This window comes from Micromonospora sp. NPDC023633, from assembly GCF_040640035.1.
GTDB lineage: Bacteria > Actinomycetota > Actinomycetes > Mycobacteriales > Micromonosporaceae > Micromonospora.
In genome coordinates this window covers 25082-41282 of record NZ_JBFABB010000036.1, presented here as the reverse complement: position 1 = coordinate 41282, position 16201 = coordinate 25082, and the positions used below count along the sequence as shown (strand labels likewise).

General features: G+C 71.7%; 12 protein-coding genes and 2 pseudogenes. 9 read left to right on the top strand and 5 right to left on the bottom strand.

Features of this window, described 5'->3' with window-relative positions; translation table 11 throughout:
- Positions 1–8: 8 nt before the first annotated feature.
- Positions 9–1829: a glycoside hydrolase family 3 protein gene (locus AB0G13_RS13890; protein WP_357873475.1), complete on the bottom strand. Its 1821-nt coding sequence runs from the start codon at positions 1827–1829 to the stop codon at positions 9–11.
- Positions 1830–2003: 174 nt separating this feature from the next.
- On the opposite strand from AB0G13_RS13890, the gene AB0G13_RS13885 reads away from it, so the two are divergent.
- From AB0G13_RS13885 to AB0G13_RS13870, 4 genes and pseudogenes are all read left to right on the top strand, one after another.
- Positions 2004–2585 (top strand): RNA polymerase sigma factor, encoded by a 582-nt coding sequence (locus AB0G13_RS13885; protein WP_357873472.1) that lies wholly within the window; start codon positions 2004–2006, stop codon positions 2583–2585.
- Positions 2578–3297, top strand: a complete 720-nt coding sequence (locus AB0G13_RS13880) for a hypothetical protein (RefSeq protein WP_357873470.1) — start codon at positions 2578–2580, stop codon at positions 3295–3297. The genes AB0G13_RS13885 and AB0G13_RS13880 overlap by 8 nt, the downstream gene beginning before the upstream one ends.
- Before the next feature lie 102 nt (positions 3298–3399).
- Positions 3400–3987 carry a hypothetical protein gene (locus tag AB0G13_RS13875; protein WP_357873467.1) on the top strand — a complete coding sequence of 196 codons (588 nt, stop codon included), beginning with the start codon at positions 3400–3402 and terminating at the stop codon, positions 3985–3987.
- Between the two features lie 121 nt (positions 3988–4108).
- Positions 4109–5025, top strand: a pseudogene (locus AB0G13_RS13870) (IS5 family transposase).
- On the opposite strand, the gene AB0G13_RS13865 reads toward AB0G13_RS13870, so the two are convergent.
- Entirely contained in the window at positions 5026–5376 is a 351-nt protein-coding gene (locus AB0G13_RS13865) for a methyltransferase domain-containing protein (RefSeq protein ID WP_357873466.1), read from the bottom strand. It abuts the pseudogene before it with no gap.
- 567 nt (positions 5377–5943) lie between these two features.
- Here AB0G13_RS13865 and AB0G13_RS13860 point away from each other — a divergent pair.
- Positions 5944–6261 (top strand): hypothetical protein, encoded by a 318-nt coding sequence (locus tag AB0G13_RS13860; protein ID WP_357873463.1) that lies wholly within the window; start codon positions 5944–5946, stop codon positions 6259–6261.
- A 124-nt stretch (positions 6262–6385) separates the two neighbouring features.
- On the opposite strand, the pseudogene AB0G13_RS13855 reads toward AB0G13_RS13860, so the two are convergent.
- A pseudogene (locus AB0G13_RS13855) lies at positions 6386–7276 on the bottom strand (IS701 family transposase); the annotation flags it as partial.
- 171 nt (positions 7277–7447) lie between these two features.
- Positions 7448–8413: an alpha/beta hydrolase gene (locus tag AB0G13_RS13850; protein ID WP_357873460.1), complete on the bottom strand. Its 966-nt coding sequence runs from the start codon at positions 8411–8413 to the stop codon at positions 7448–7450.
- A gap of 889 nt (positions 8414–9302) precedes the next feature.
- Between AB0G13_RS13850 and AB0G13_RS13845 the strand changes: the two genes are divergently transcribed.
- Both AB0G13_RS13845 and AB0G13_RS13840 read left to right on the top strand, forming a co-directional pair.
- The gene (locus AB0G13_RS13845) at positions 9303–9920 is read left to right on the top strand and encodes a hypothetical protein (RefSeq protein WP_357873457.1); all 618 of its coding nucleotides are present in this window, start codon (positions 9303–9305) and stop codon (positions 9918–9920) included.
- 239 nt (positions 9921–10159) lie between these two features.
- Positions 10160–11665 carry an aminopeptidase P family protein gene (locus AB0G13_RS13840; RefSeq protein ID WP_357873454.1) on the top strand — a complete coding sequence of 502 codons (1506 nt, stop codon included), beginning with the start codon at positions 10160–10162 and terminating at the stop codon, positions 11663–11665.
- 189 nt (positions 11666–11854) lie between these two features.
- On the opposite strand, the gene AB0G13_RS13835 is transcribed toward AB0G13_RS13840, so the two are convergent.
- Positions 11855–13237: a hypothetical protein gene (locus AB0G13_RS13835; protein WP_357873451.1), complete on the bottom strand. Its 1383-nt coding sequence runs from the start codon at positions 13235–13237 to the stop codon at positions 11855–11857.
- A 1015-nt stretch (positions 13238–14252) separates the two neighbouring features.
- Here AB0G13_RS13835 and AB0G13_RS13830 point away from each other — a divergent pair.
- Both AB0G13_RS13830 and dmpG read left to right on the top strand, forming a co-directional pair.
- On the top strand, positions 14253–15182 hold the full coding sequence (locus AB0G13_RS13830) for an acetaldehyde dehydrogenase (acetylating) (protein WP_357873448.1): 930 nt from the start codon (positions 14253–14255) through the stop codon (positions 15180–15182).
- The gene (dmpG, locus tag AB0G13_RS13825; protein WP_357873445.1) at positions 15179–16189 is read left to right on the top strand and encodes a 4-hydroxy-2-oxovalerate aldolase; all 1011 of its coding nucleotides are present in this window, start codon (positions 15179–15181) and stop codon (positions 16187–16189) included. The genes AB0G13_RS13830 and dmpG overlap by 4 nt, the downstream gene beginning before the upstream one ends.
- Positions 16190–16201 lie beyond the last annotated feature (12 nt).

Below are 16201 nucleotides of genomic sequence, written 5' to 3'. Positions count from 1 at the left end.
GTTGCCTCCTACCAGCTCATGCCGTGGCCGTAGGGGTAGAGCACGGTGCCCGCGCCCTCGGCCGTGGGGATCGTGACGGGAAGCCGGCCCCGGGGGGACAACTCGCCGTGCAGCGCGCGGACGAGGGCGTCCATCGCCGCCCGGGTGTACGAGTAGGTCGCCAGGTAGGTGGTCACGCCCGGCAGGTACGCGACGTCGTAGGGATCCCGGACCGCCACCACCACCACGGGCTTCCCGGTGGCGAGCAGCGCGGCGACGAGCCGCCGCTGGGTGCCGCGGGGATCGGTGACGGTGGTGTCCCACGCCTTGTTGGTCAGTACGACGGTGAGATCGTGCTCTGCCGCCAGGGCGGCCGTCGTGGCGATCGCCTGATCGGACGGCAGGGTGGCGGGCCGGGCGGTGGCCCGGGCGCCGCGGGCGGTGAACCCGTCGGCGACCGTCTCGACCGGTGCGAAGGCGGCGCTGTTCCAGCCGGTGACCAGCACCGACCGTTTGCCGGGGCCCAGCGGCAGCAGCCCCGCGTCGTTGCGGACCGCGGTGAGGGTCGGGTCGGTGACCCGCGCCACAGCGGCGAGGTGCGCGGGCGCCCCGACCGTGCGTACGGCCTGCTCGACGTCGACCAGCGGCGACCGGGCCAGGCCCTGCCGGTACTTCATGGCGAGGATGCGCCGGACCGACTCGTCGATGCGCCGCTCGGTCAGCTCGCCGGTGGCGACGGCCCGCAGCACCGCGTCCCGGGCCAGCCGCAGGTCCGGCGGCATCAGGAGCTGGTCGGCGCCGGCCTTGAGCGCGAGCACGGGCACCCGCTCGTCGCCGTACTTGCGCCGCACGCCGGCCATGTTCAGCGCGTCGGTGACGATGACTCCCCGGAAACCGAGCTCGCCGCGCAGCACGCCGGTGAGGATCGTCGGGGACAACGTCGCCGGGTCGCCGGAGGGGTCGAGCGCGGGCACCACGATGTGCGCCGTCATGATCGATTCGACGCCCGCGCTGATCGCCCGGCGGAACGGTGGCGCGTCGATCCGGTCCCACTCCTGCCGGCTGTGGTCGATGACCGGAAGATCGGTGTGGCTGTCGGTGGCCGTGTCGCCGTGGCCGGGGAAGTGCTTCGCCACCGCGGTGACGCCCGCGCCGTCCTGGAACCCGGCGACCTGGGCGGCGGTCAGCCCGGCCACCAGGGTGGGGTCGGCGCCGAAGGACCGTACGCCGATCACGGGGTTGCCGGGGTCGACGTTGACGTCGGCGATCGGCGCGTACGGCTGATGGATGCCGACCGCGCGCAGCTCGCGCCCGGTGATCTCCGCGGCCTCGTGCGCGGCCCGGGCCGACCGCCCCGCACCCAGGGCCATCGACCCGGGGAACTGCGCGGCGGGGGCGGGCATGCGCAGCACCACGCCCTGCTCCTGGTCGGTGGAGATGAGCAGGGGCACCCGCCCCTTCGTGCCGTCGCCGACGGCGGCCCGCTGCAACCCGTTGGAGAGGGTGGCGATCTGGCGGGGGCTGTCCAGGTTGTGCGACCACGAGAAGTAGCAGACGCCGCCGAGGTGGAACTGGTCGACGACCTCGGCCGGCGTCTCGACGCCGAACGCCGCGCGGTTGGCGGCGCGGTCGGCGGCGGTGGGCCCGGTGGCGTCAGCGCCGTAGACGTAGGTGGCGAAGAGTTGGCCGACCTTCTGCGCCAGGCTCATGTGCCGCAACGTGGAGGTGACCCAGCCGTGTTCACCGGCGGGCGGGCGCGCGGGCGCGGCGGAGGCCCGGACGGGCAGCGGCGCGAGCGTGGTCGACAGGATGGCAACCAGGACGGAAGCGGTAACGAGTCGGGCCTTCATTGACGACGACCTCTCAGTCCGGATGCGCTGAAACTTAGCTACGCATCGATGAATCGTCAAGAAGGTTTGCTACATGGCAGGCGGAGGTCCGCCCCGGGCGCCGGCCGGCGGGAGGATGTCCACCGGGCGCGACGGCCCCGCGCGCCGTGGAACCCGCAGGGCGCGGGCGGTGTCATGAAGGTGTCCCCACCGGAGGTATCCCTGAACGACGAAGATCTCATCACCCGCGCCCGGGCGGGCGACCTGGAGGCGTACGAGCTCCTGGTCGCCCGGCACACCGCCTCCGCACACCGGACGGCGGTGCTGCTCGGCGCGGGTCCGGACGCGGAGGACGTCATCCAGGAGGCGTTCGTGAAGGGCCACCGCCAGATCTCCCGCTACCGGGGGGAGTCGTCGTTCCGGTCGTGGCTGTTGGCGATCGTGGCCAACGAGACCCGCAACCTGCACCGGTCGCGCAGCCGGCGCGACGGACTCGTCCTGCGCGCGGCCGTGGCGAACCCGCCTTCGGAGATCGGCGCGGACGCCGCCGTCGAGACCGTCCTCGCCGGGGAACGCCGGGCCGCGCTGGTGCGGGCCCTGCGCCTGCTGCCGGTGAAGGACCGCGAGGTGATCGTGTGCCGGTTCTTCCTCGACCTCACCGAGGACGAGACGGTGACCATGCTGGGCTGGCCGCGCGGCACGGTGAAGTCACGGACCTCCCGCGCACTGGCGAAGCTCCGCGGCCTGCTCGACGTCGCGGAGGTGCGCCGTGGATGACCTCGAACGCGAGCTGCGTGATCTCTCCGCCTGGCTGGAGACGCCCGACCCGCCCGACGTGGCCGCCCGGGTACGCGCACGGCTCGCCGCACCCGCGCCGAGGCCACGCCGGTGGCGCTACCTCCTCGCCGCAGCGCTGACCGCCGCGGCCGTGGCGGTGCTGCCGCCGGGACGCGCCGCCCTCGCCGACGCCGCCGCCGGGCTGCTGCGCTTCGCCGGGATCACGATCGCCACGACGCCCGATCCGGCGCTTCCCACCGGCGCCGCGTCGGCACTGCCGTCGCAGCGACCCGCCACCGTGGTCGAGGCGCAGCGGAGGGTGCGCTTCCCCATCCGCACGCCGACCAGGCTGGGCCCGCCCGAGCAGGTGCTGGTCGCCGACCCGGACGGCGCGGGCTTCTGCCGGGTGGCGACGCTGCTCTACCGCGGCGGCACGCTGCGCGTCGACGCCTTCGACGGCCGCCTCGACCTGGCCTTCCACAAGGAGGCCAGCGCGCCGGGAGCCACGTGGGTCCGGGTCAACGGTGACTTCGCCGTCTGGATCGGCGCCCCCCACGCCGTGTCCTACGTGGATCGCGAAGGCACCGTCCGGAGGGAGACCGCGCGACTGGCCGCCTCGACCCTGATCTGGCAGGAGGCCGGCGTGAGCTACCGGCTCGAGGGTGACCTCACCAGGCCCGAGGCGATCGAGATCGCCAGGTCGCTGGGCTAGGGCCTGTGTCGAAGTCGGTCACAGCCATTCGTTGATGGCGGCGAGGTGGATGGTGGCTTCGTAGCGGACTGCCAACTTGTCACTAGGTGCCCACGGCTACGCTTGCGGGAACTCTCGCGCCGTCGATCGAAGGGCAGGTTCGTGCGTACACTCCGCCCCGTCGAGCTCGACCAACTGATCCGTTCCCACCGACGCCTTCGACTGTCCCTTCTGATCACCGTCACGGCGATCGCCGGTCTGGTCGTGTTCGCCGTGCTGACCGACTCCGTAGCCCTGACCGGGATCGGCCCGGCGACCGGCGTGCTGATCGGAACCATCCTGGTGCTACCGCAGCGTCGGCTGCTCGCGCGGCTCGGGCTCTCGCCCGAAGAAGCTCGGCTGGTCCTGGAGATGGAGCGGGAGCGGCGCAGCGGTGCACCGGCACTCACCCCGGCGGCGCGGGCTCGGCGGGAGTCGGTGCGAGGGGCCCTCTTCACGCTGGTGGGGCTTGCCTGCGTCGTTGCCTTCGTGGTCGCGGCGTCGTACTTCTTCGGTAGAGCCGGCCAGACCGTCGAGGAGGACGCGCCCACCGACCCGTGGTTCGCAGCCAGCTTCTTCATCGGCTTCGCGGCGGCGTGTACCGCCCCGGCTCTACTGAGCCAAGCCCGAACCCATTTTCGGACAGCCCGTTCCTGGCGCGGGGAGGACTAGGGTCTGTGTCGAAGTCGCCGGGCGGTGCTTGAGCTGGTGACCGTTCGGCGTGTCGGAGATCGAAAACGCGAGGTCTCCGGTAGATGGTTCAGCTGCCAAGCAGAACCTGGAACCAGACCTTGTGGACACCCTAGCGGTGACGAAGCGGTTCGACCTGACTGACGGGCAGCGGACGGTGCTGGAGCCGTTGCTGCCGGCGCCAAAGCGGCCGGGTCGACCGTCGTCATGGAGTAGGCGGTAGTTGATCGATGGAATGCGGTGGCGGATCCGGGTGGGCGCTCCGTGGCGTGATGTGCCGCCGCAGTATGGCTCCTGGTCGGCGGTGTATGCCCTGTTCCGGCGCTGGCAGCGCGACGGGACCTGGAAGCAGGTGCTGACCGCGTTGCAGGCCCTGGCCGACGCGGCCGGGCGGATAACCTGGGACGTCAGTGTCGACTCCACCAGCGCTCGGGCTCATCAGCATGCGGCCGGGGCGCGGAAAAGGGGGATCTGCAGGCCGAGCCGCCTGGTGGGGTCAGTGTCGAGCCTGCTGATCACGCGCTCGGGCGGTCGCGGGGCGGGTTGACCACGAACCTGCATCTGGGCTGCGAACAAGGCCAGAAACCCCTCGCGATCGTACTGACCGCCGGACATCGCGGCGACAGCCCGCAGTTCATCCCGGTTCTGGACGCTATCCGCGTTCCTCGCCTGGTCACCGGCCGCCCCAGGACCCGCCCGGACCGGGTCCTGGCCGACAAGGCGTACACGTCCAAGGCCAACCGGCAGTACCTGCGGCGACGTGGCATCGCCGCGATGATCCCGAGCAAGGCCGACCAGGACGCCCACCGGAGGGCCAAGGGATCCAAGGGTGGCCGGCCACCGGCCTTCGACAGGGGCATCTACCAGCAACGTCACGCGGTGGAGTGCGGTATTAACCGCCTCAAACGCAACCGAGCCGTAGCCATGCGCTTCGACAAGCTGGCCGTCCGCTACGAGGCCACCATCCACCTCGCCGCTATCAACGAGTGGCTGTGGCGAATGCCGTCCGCCGAGGCTTGATCATGGCTTGTCGGTGAGGAAGACTTGGGCCACGTTCCCGGTCATCGTCGCTAGGTCGGCGTCGAGCGCGGGCAGCGCCGAGGCGTCGCCGTGGATCCACCGGACCCTCTCCGCCCCGTCTTTAAGCTTAGCGACATCGAGAGACGCATCGGCCGGATCGACGCCCACGACTGTGTGGCCGCGACCAGCAAGCTGAAGCGCCAGGCATTTCGTCCCGCAACCGATGTCAACCACACGGCGCGCGGTCAACTCGTCAGCGATCGCAACGTAGACGGCCAGGTCATCGCGTTCTCCGTCGAAAGCGTCGTAGACGCGTGCGAGGAGAGGGTGGGCAAAGATCGCATCGGGCACCGACGGACCATATCCACCGTCAAGCACTTCGATACTCGGCTCCTGGTTCCTCGAACCGCGAAGGCCAGGAGCTAGACACGCCGAACGCACACCAGCTAAGCACCGCCCGGCGACTTCGACACAGACCCTAGTGGTACGTCGCTCAGATAGCGATCTGCTCGTGGCGTGGGTGCGGTGGCGGCTGTGGCTGGCGGACAAGCCGCCCTCCACCGGATCACCAGATCCGCGACACCACCAGATGCGGCGCGTGCCGGTGCGCCCGGGGGGCCGACCGCCCGGAGGACCCGGGTCGGGAACCCGGGGGAGCCGGCCGGTGTCCTGACAGTGGAAATGCACGAGCAGGTGATCGGGAGGCGTGAGATGGGTCCAGGGCGCAGGGTGTTGCTGGGGGCGGTGGTCCTTTTGGCCGGCTGCACGACAGCGGGGCGGCCGGCCCCGCAGGCCGCCTCTCCTGCCGCCACGGCGGCGGCGAGCGCGGCGTCGGGTCCCACCGCCAGCTGCGGCTCCCGGGTCGAGACGGGGCCGCTGCCCGACTGGGCGGACGGCGGGTTCAGCGGGAGCACCCGGATGCCGCACGTCCTGGGCGCGCGCGGCGAGATCGTCGCGGTGCTGTTCGGGCACCCGCTGGCGCAGGCCAGGAAGGGCAGGCCGACCAACAAGATCCTCTGGGTCGCCCGCCCCGGCGCGACGCCCTCCGGCGCCACCGCCCCGCAGGCCCTGAGGATCACCGCGACCCTGGACGGCACCGGAACCCGGGTGACCCGGGAGGTCGCCGGCGGGCCGGGCCCGTCGATCGTGGACATTCCGCAGGCCGGCTGCTGGCGCCTCGAACTGCGCTGGTCGGGGCGCACCGACTCGATGGACCTCGTCTACGCCGACAGCTAGTACTCCAGCCGCACCTGGTGGAGTCGGTGTCTTCGCTGGTAGTGGGCTGTTCTGGCGCGGTACTGGTGTCGGCGTCGCCATCGTGACCATCGATGGATGTGATCGAACGGTCGGGCGGCGGTGATCAGGTGTGCCAGCAGACGTCGGACCTCGCCGAGGGTGAAAGGAATGAGGCCGTCATCGGATTCAGCGCCCCTTTTTTGGCCTGCGCGGCGGTGACGGCGAGGTAGGCGTGGGCGCACAGAACGAGAGTTATGTGCCGGTACCAGGCGTCGTATCGGCGGACCTGGTAGTGGTCGAGACCGACCTCGGTCTTCGCGGTCTGGAAGCACTCCTCGATCGCCCAACGGGTCCCGGCGACCCGGATCAGGGTCTCGTCGTCGGTGTCGGCGGGGCCGAAGCACAGGTAGTAGGCCAGGTCTGCCGGGTTGGTGGTGCTGCGGCGGATCAGCAGCCAGTGGCCGTGTCCTTCGATGGTGCCGGGCAGGGAGGCCACGGCCCAGTCGTAGAGCCGTGGTCCCTTGGCGCCGTCGCCGCAGCTGCGGCGCTTCCATGCCAGGGCCGGCGCGGCGGCGGCGAGAACGTCCGGGCGGGAACTGCCCGTCACGGTCGGGATCCGCTGGTTGCGGGGCACTGCGAGGACGTAGCCGATGCACTGTTGCTGCAGCCACGCCCGGAACTCTGAGTCCTGCCCGTATGCCTCGTCCGCGGTGACCCACCTCGCGGGCAGTCCCGCCTCGATGGCACGTTGAAGCATCCGCAGGCCCAGCACGGGTTTCGTGGCGAACCCGACGCTGCGAGCGATGCCGGCTTCCTCACGGCGAGCAGCGTCGTCGCACCAGCCGCGGGGGAGATACAACTCCCGGTCGATCAGCGTGCGCCCCGCCGGGCTCGCGTAGGCCAGGAACACCCCGAGCTGGCAGTTCTCCGTCCGCCCGGCAGTGCCGGAGTACTGGCGCTGCACGCCGGCGGACTTGATCCCCTTCTTCAGGAAGCCGGTCTCATCGACGATCAGCTCTGAACCTCGAACCTCAGCCATGATCCCGAACGGCGGCTGCCGTACCAGGCCCCTCGCACACCGACGCCACGGCGAGGACGGCCGGGTCGACCGCAGCGTCGCCACTGCCGGCCCGGGTCGACGGCGGTCGTCCTCGCCGTGGCACGGCGCGTGCGCAACGGGCTCCGGTCAGGGGGCGCAGCCGGTGAGTTCGGGGCTGGAGGGAGTGCCGGTGGAGGGTCCGAAGAAGAGCAGCGCGCAGGCGCTGAAGAAGGTCGGGTTCTCCTCGGGGATCCAGTGGCCGGTGTCGGGGGCCACAACGGTGCGGACGTCGCTGGCCACCTGTTGGTAGGAGGCGGCGACGGCCGGCCCGAAGACGGACTGGGCGCCCATGGCCATCACCGGAATGGTCAGGCGCTTCGCCTGCGCCTGGGCCTGGTTGTCGGCGGCGTCGGCCTTGAGCGCCCGGTAGTACTCGTATCCCGCCGTCCGCCTGGCGGGGTCGGAATACGCGCGGTAGTAGACGCTACGGTCGATCGCCTCCGGATGCTGCGCGCGGTCGAAGAGCATTCCCAGATAGGTGGGGACGTCCTCGTTGTCCATGATGCGTTCCGGGATCGGCGCGGACGAGGCGTTGAAGAGGAAGTGCCAGCTGACCCCGTAGAAGTCCTCCAACCCGAATCCCGGCAGCGGGCTTTCGACGACGCCGATCCGGGTGACCTCGGTGGGGAAGTCGCGGGCGTAGTTGTAGGCGACCATGGCGCCGAGGTCGTGACCGATCAGGGCCACCTGGGTGAAGCCGAGCTGGTTGACCGCCTGCCGGATCCGTCGCGCCGTGGTGGCCTTGTCGTAGCCGCCGGTCGCGGCGGCGGAGGCGCCCAGGCCCGGCAGGTCGAACGTGATCACGGTGTGCTGCTGGGCGAGGGCGGGCAGCACCTGGTGCCACGCCCACGACGTCTGCGGCCACCCGTGCAGCAGCACCAGCGGCGTGCCGCTCCCGGTGGTGGTGTAGCGCAGGGTCGCGCCGTCGACCGTGACGCTGCCCTGCCGTACGGTCTGGACGCCGACGGTCGCCCCGGCCGGCTCCGGCGCCGGTGCGACGGCTGCGGCGCCGGCGCCCGCCCCGCCCACGAGTGCCACACCGAGCGCGGCCACGACGGCGATCCGCCTGCCCCGACGACGCGAATCACGGCCGACAGCTGTCTTCACCGCAGAACTCAACGCAGACAATTGCATGGACACTTCGCTTTCCGTGAGTTGGCGACCGCTTCGGACGGTCGGATCAAACAAAGCGGAAACGGCGGCGTTCGCAAGCGCGCCTCGGAGGCCGATCGAGCGGCTTCGAAAATGTTACGACGGATGTCAAGACGTCGATCGATTGTGGCTTTTCGGTGAAACCCTCCGATACGTGTCGCCGCCACGGACGTCGATGCCCGCTTCCGCGGCGCACGCGCTGCGGTGACGACCGCGAACCACCCGGGCCGCCGGGGCGCGTCGGGGCCCGGTCGAGGGCGCCGGCAGCTTGGCCGGGGCGCTCGAGTTCGCCGGCCCGTTGGAGTGGGGGAGTGGTCGTGGGCCGAGACGAACACGGGGATGTTTGGTCCCGCCCCGGCGAGCAATCCGAAAGCGCCCGCCACGGTGGGCAGCGGGCGCCGAAGATCCGGTCGGGAGCGGCGGCCATCACCACGTACGCCCGGGGCCGCGTCCCTCGGCGGCGCTCGGCCGAGCGCACGCCCCGGCAGGGCAGCACCGGGCATGGCCGTGGCTGCCCCGATCGCGACCCGGCGGCCGGACGGTCCGAGCCGGTGTGAGGTTCTGAATCATGTCCGTCTCCGCGCTTTCGGCCAGCCGATCCTGTCCGGTTCTCCGGAGTTGGTGTCCCTGGTTTCCGGGCCCGGAAATGCCACTTTGAAACTACCTGCAAATATGCCTTTGCGTGACCGTGGCGTTACCCGGGGGGCAATTGACAGCGTGCTGGCGGGCCCTTAACGTTCCGGCCGCGCCGCCCATCCGGCGGCCCTCCGAGGATGGATCGAGAAGAACGATGCAATTGCGCCTGCCGGTTTTCCTCGTCGTTGCGCTGGCCGGCGTACTCGCCTGTGCGGCGCCGAATGACCCGGAAGGGGAGAAGGGCGGACTCGGGGGCGACACCACCCCCTCGGCCCGCCCTCGGCAGCAGGAGCCGGATCGGGATTCCGACCGGTCGCGCCCGCTGGTGACCGAGCGCGGATTCGGCCCGCACCAGGCCGGTGGGGTCTCTTCGGGCGCCGTGGAACGGGACACGGGTCTCGACCTCTCGCCCCGGCCGATGACCGACATCTGCAGCGTGGCCTGGGACAACCGGGCCGGCCTGGGCGTCACCATCGACGACGAGACCCTGGTGTTGGCCTTCATGGTGAGAACCGCCGAACACCGCACGTACGGTGACGTCGGGGTGGGCAGCAGCATCGACGAGATCCGTCGCGAGTTCGGTGAGGCGGTGGTCGTCCTCGGTGATCCCGTGGCCCCCGGCAGCGGGCCGTCCGTGGAGGTGGCGCCCGGCGGATCCCGGGCCGACAACACGCTCGGACTGCATTTCCGTACCGGTACCGACGGCCGGGTCACCGAATACCGTGTCGGTCTCCGGCCCTGGATCGGATACGCGGAATACTGCTTCTCCTGAGCGCTGGATGAAATGGGCTGCCGGCTGGTGGCACCTGACTGGACGAGATGCATTCCGCAGCCGCACGGACGGGCGTCACGGTCGCGCGTCGCCAACCTCGCCACGTCGCCCGAGGCGTCCGGTCTGGACGACCGGTGGCGTAAGTCGTCCCGCCAGCGGTCTCCAGGCGGAAAATGCGCGGACAACGGAGGTCCTCGCGGCTTTGCCGGTACTCCGGAGCACATGGCAGGATATCGACCATGACAAGCGACGAGCAGGTGAAAGCCAGCCACCGCAACACCCCCACGAGCGACGCATTCCGCGCTTTCATCGCCTCCGGTTGGGCCACTCCGGATTCAGTACCTGTCCCGCGGGCGGAGGTCGCCGACCACGCTGCCCGCCGCCGGGCGGCCTTGTCGCGGCGGTTCCCGGGCGAGCGTCTGATCATCCCCGCCGGTGGCCTCAAGGTGCGCAGCAACGACACGGACTACACGTTCCGCCCGCACACGGCCTTCGCCTGGCTGACCGGTCTCGGGTTCGACACCGAGCCCGACAGCGTCCTGGTGATGGACCCGAAGCCCGAGGGCCACGAGGCGATCCTGTTCTTCCGGCCGCTCGCCCCGCGCGACAGCGAGGAGTTCTTTGCGGACTCCCGGTTCGGTGAGTTCTGGGTCGGCCCCCGCCCGACGATGGGCGAGCTCGAGCAGCGGCTGGGTCTCGCCACCCGGCACATCGACTCGCTTCCGGACGTCCTGGCCAAGGACGCCGGTGCGACCGTGGTGCGCGTCGTGCGGGGGGCCGACGGCGAGCTCGCCCGGCTCGTCGACGAGACCCGGGCCCAGGCGGCGACGTCCGCGTCGGTGACGCAGCAGCACGAGGCGGACGAGGAACTGGCCCGCCACCTCTCGGGGATGCGACTGTGCAAGGACGAGTGGGAGGTGGGCGAGATGCGCAAGGCGATCGCCGCCACCCACCGGGGCTTCGAGGCGATCATCGCCGGGCTGCGCGAGGCCGTCGGCAAGGAGCGCGGCGAGCGGTGGGTCGAGGGCCTCTTCGGCCTGTACGCCCGCCACGACGGCAACGGGATCGGCTACGAGACCATCTGTGCGTCCGGCGACCACGCCAACACCATCCACTGGACGAAGAACACCGGGCCGGTCCGCGAGGGTGACCTGATCCTGGTGGACGCCGGTGTCGAGGTCGACTCCCTCTACACCGCCGACATCACGCGCACCCTCCCGGTGACCGGTCGCTTCACCGACGTGCAGCGCAAGATCTACGAGGCGGTCCTGGAGGCGCAGGAGGCCGGCCTGGCGGCGGTGAAGCCGGGCAACAAGTTCAGCGACATCCACGCCGCCGCGAACGTGGTCATCGCCCGGCGGCTGTACGAGTGGGGGCTGCTGCCGGAGGGGGTGACCCTGGAGCAGACCCTGGACCGCGAGCGCGGTGGCTGGCACCGCCGTTGGATGGTCCACGGCACGTCCCACCACCTCGGCATGGACGTGCACGACTGCCAGATGCTGCTGCGTCAGGACTACATGGACGGCGAGCTGAAGCCGGGCATGATCCTCACCGTCGAGCCCGGCCTGTACTTCAAGGCGGACGACCTGCTGGCGCCGGAGGAGTTCCGCGGCATCGGCGTCCGTATCGAGGACAACGTGCTGGTCACCGAGGACGGTCACGAGAACCTGTCGTCGGCCATGCCGCGTACCGCCGACGATGTCGAGGCCTGGATCGACCGGGTGCGGTCCGGCGCGGGTGCGTGAGCGCGCCCTCGACCCGCCGGCCGGCACGTGCGGGCGTTGAGCGCCCGGCCGTGCCGGCCGCTCCGGCCGGCGTGTCCCACTGACGCCTGCCGGGCACCGGAACCCGGTGCCCGGCAGGAGGCGGTACGGGCGCGGCGCGCCGGTTGACCGCCGGCCCCGACACCCGCCCACGCGGTCGGCGACGGGCGCTCAGCCGCCGTGGAAGGTGCAGCCGACCTTCGCGCCGTCGGCCATGCTGACCACCCCGACGCCCGGGTCGGTGCTGCCGCGCACAAGGCAGCCGGCGTACCCGTCCTCGTCGACGACGTCGCGGTCGGCCAGGTAGACCCCCCAGTTGAGGTAGAGGTCCCGCACGCCGCCGGCCCCGTCGGGGAACGGCTCGGCGGCGGGCTGAACCCGGCGTTGCAGCACGAACGGGCCGCCCACCGCGGCGTCGAGCCGGGCCTGCCACTCGTCCCCGCCCACCGTCCAGCCGGCGAGGACTCCGTTGCCGCCGTGCAGCAGAGTCGGCTTCAGGATCAGCTCGTCCTGCCGGGCCCGGGCGTACGCGAGCAGGTCGACCTCGGCCCCCTCGGCGTCGGTGCCGCGCGGGCGTACGTGCCGGGTCCACGGCAGGATCCGGTCGAGGCAGGCCAGCTCGTCGGCGTCGAACAGGCCCCGGTGCCGGTCGTCGGAGAGCATGGCCAGGGTGCCCTTGTTGCCGTAGAGCTCGGCGTCCAGGCGGCTGAACAGGCCGACCTTCTCCTGCTCCGCGGCGACCAGCAGCGGCTCCACCTGGGCTGCCGCCGCCGGGTCGGCCAGGTCCTCGGGCAGGAAGTACCGCAGGACGACGTCGACGGCGCGGCCTGCCACGGTCGGCCGGCCCTGCGGGTACGTGAACTGGCCGAGGTGGCAGCCGATGCCCTCGATCCCGTAGCCGGCCAGCATCTCGGCGAGCACCTCGAGCCGGGAACCCACGATCGGGAAGTTCTCGATCGTGTCGACCACGGCGACGACGGGCGGCCGGTCCGCGGGGATCATCGCGGCGCACTCCGCGTACATGGTCCGCACGATGCAGCCCAGCGTGTCCCGGTACCGGAGCCGGTGCTCGTCCGCGAACTCCCGCAGCGGCGGGTACGCCAGCATGGCCCGGTTGATGTCGGCGCTCTCGAAGCCGCCGAGCGCGCTGGTGATGTTGAACTCGAGCAGGCGGAAGCCCGCGCCGTCGTGGTAGAGGTCGGCGCGGCCCAGTGGGACGAGCGACCCGGCGCGGGCGCCGCGCGTGATCAACGCCGTCTGGAGGGGATCCATGCCGACGGCCTGCGCCAGCGCGGTGAGGTCGCCGTCGAACACCCGCTCCGGCAGGGCGCGCAGCAGGTCGTAGACGGTGCGCAGGTCCCGGGCGACGGCCCGGCTCTCGGCCGCACCGAGGAAGGCGGGGCCGCTCATGAGCCGGTCCCGGTACGGCTCGAGGGTGGCCGACTCCCGGGCGGCGGCGGTCGGGTCGTCCGTCGAGGCGCTCCGGGCGAGGTGCTCGGCGTACGCGCGGCCCAGTGGCGACCTGTTCAGTGCGGGGGGCCGGGTGGTCGTCATGGTGTGTCCTCTCGGGGCGGGTGGCGCGTCCGGTTCCGGGTCGGGCGGGGTCGGCAGGGGGGCGGCGATCGTCATCCGTCGCCGAGCGAGCTTCGCCGGTGGCGCGGCCGACGATTCATTCCGTCCCCTTTCGATCTGCCGGTCCACCGTCGCCGACAATTCGACCGGACCGTCCGAAAATGTCAGCACGGTGGAGCCGAGGAAGATAGTCGCAAATGGTCGTGGCGGCGTCGACGGCGCAGTGCCGGCGGCGCGGCGCGGCGGATCCCCCGACCCGCCGGAGGGCGGGCGGGTCGGGGGAGAAGGACGCCGGATCGACCTGACGGGCAACGTGCCCGAAGGTGTGCCAAAGCGACGTGATCCGGCCGGCCGGGGCCGAGCCACGGTGGGCCGTCGGGGTTCCTGTGACCGTTCACACTCCAGCGTGGATTGTCGTGAGAGTGACGCAACAGCCGGGTCCACTCGGCGTGGCCATCTGATAGCTTCGATGCCGGCGGAGCGCTGCGGCTGACGGGAGCGCAACTGCCGAATTGACTGTCGTGCATTTATACGGGGGCTTCTTCGGTTATTACGTCGAGACTTCTGAGATCCAGCTATATGTCCGAATGTTGCTCGACGGCGCGGCAATTCCGGCCGACCGGAATCCGCCGAACGACTCCCGGTCACGACGTGTCCCGACATCCGCCCGGTGCCCCCGCCGCGCGGCGACCCACCGACCGCGACGCCCCGAGGGCGGCCGCCTCGCCGTGGGCGTCGCGCGTGTCGTACGGACACCCGCGGCCGGGGCCGGCACGGCTGGATGGCGACGTCCGGACGCCGACCCCGGGCACCCGGCCCCTGCGGTGCCGGCGCCGGGTTCGGTCGGGCCGCCACCGGGGCGGTGCGCACATCGAATGGTGAGGACGACGTACATGAGAACCTACGACCCGGATACCGCGAGTCACGCGACCCGCACCCGCCGACCCCTCGCCCGGCGGTCGCGGATCGGCCGGCTCCGGCGCCCTGGAGGCACGCCTTGACTCTCACAGCGGACGTGACCGACGCCGATGTCCGCGTCGTCGAGCCCGCCACCGTCGCCGTCATCGGCACCGGGGCGATCGGCCAGGACCTGATCAGCAAGATCCACCGTTCTCCGCTGTTGGACTGCCGGCTGGTGGCCGGGCGCAACCCGGCCTCGGCGGGCCTGCGGCACGCCGAGCGGTTCGGCTACCCCGTCACCGCCGACGGGATCGACGCCGTGCTGGCGGCGGGGGACGCGTTCGACGTCGTGTTCGACGCCACCAACGCGGCGTCCCACCTGCGGCACTGGTCGCTGCTGGAGCCACTGGGCACGCTGGTGGTCGACCTGACGCCCAGCAGGGTGGGGCGGATGGTGGTGCCGACCGTGACCGGGGTGGAGGCGACGACCGGACGCAACATCAACCTGATCAGCTGCGGCGGTCAGGCGTCCATCCCGGTCGCGCACGCGCTCGCGGCCCGCTTCCCGGTGAGCTACGTCGAGGTCGTCTCGACGGTGGCCAGCGACGTCGCCGGCCGCGGCACCCGGCTGAACCTCGACGAGTACGTGGCGACCACCCGGCACGCCATCACGACGTTCTCCGGCGTGCCCGACGTCAAGGCGATCCTCAACATCAGTCCGGCGGTGCCGCCGGCGACCTTCCGGACGGCCGTCCACGCGCGGATTGCCGGCGCCGACGTCGCCGCGGTGCGCGAGGTGGTCGACGGGGTGGCCGAGCAGGTGCGTTCGTTCGCCCCCGGCTACGCGGTGACCGCCTGCACCGTGGTCGACGACCGGGTGACGGTCGCCCTCCAGGTCACCGCGCACAGCGACGTCCTGCCCCGGTACGCCGGCAACCTCGACATCATCAACTCGGCCGCCATCCTGGTCGCCGAGCAGCACGCGGCCCGGCTGGGCCGGACCGCCCGGACGGAGGCGGCCCGATGAGGAACGTCGTGATCCACGACCCGACGCTGCGCGACGGCCAGCACGCCGTCCGCCACCAGCTCGGGGCGGCCGCCCTGCGCCGGTACGCGGAAGCGGCGGACGCGGCGCGGATCCCGGTCGTGGAGGTCGGCCACGGCAACGGCCTCGGCGCGTCGTCGTTGCAGGTCGGCCAGGCCGCGGTGAGCGACGACGAGATGCTGTCGACGGTCCGGGAGGCGCTGCGGCACAGCCGGATGGGCGTGTTCATGCTGCCCGGCTGGGGCACCTCCGACGACCTGCGGCGCGCGATCGGCCACGGTGCAGACGTGGTGCGCATCGGTGTGCACGCCACCGAGACGTCGCTGGCCGAGCGTCACCTGGGCGTCCTGCGGGAGGCCGGCGCCGAGGCGCACTGCGTGCTGATGATGAGTCACATGGCGTCCCCCGGCGAGCTGGCCGAGCACGCCGCGCAGGCCGTCGGGTACGGCGCGCAGGCGGTCGGGATCATGGACTCGGCGGGCCACTTCCTGCCCGCCGACGTCACGGCGCGGATCGGCGCGATGGCGGAGGCCGTCGACACGCCGGTGATCTTCCACGGCCACGACAACCTCGGCATGGCCGTCGCCAACTCGGTGGCCGCGGCGGAGGCCGGCGCCAGCATCATCGACGGTTGCGCGCGGGGCTTCGGCGCCGGGGCGGGCAACACCCAGCTCGAGGTGCTCGTCCCCGTGCTGGAGCGCAGCGGGTTCGCGACCGGCATCGACCTGTACGCGCTCCTCGACGCCGCCGACCTCGCGGAGCGCGAACTCATGCCCGCGCCTCCGGTGACCGCCTCGATGTCCATCGTGAGCGGCCTGGCCGGGGTGTTCTCGGGGTTCAAGCACCGGGTCGTCGAGCTGTCCAGCCGCGCCGGCGTCGACGCGCGTGACGTGTTCTTCGAACTCGGCAGGCGGCAGGCCATCGCGGGCCAGGAGGACCTGATCGTGGACGTGGTGGCGGAGCTGAGCGCCCGCAGGGCCACCACGTGACCGGCCGCGGAC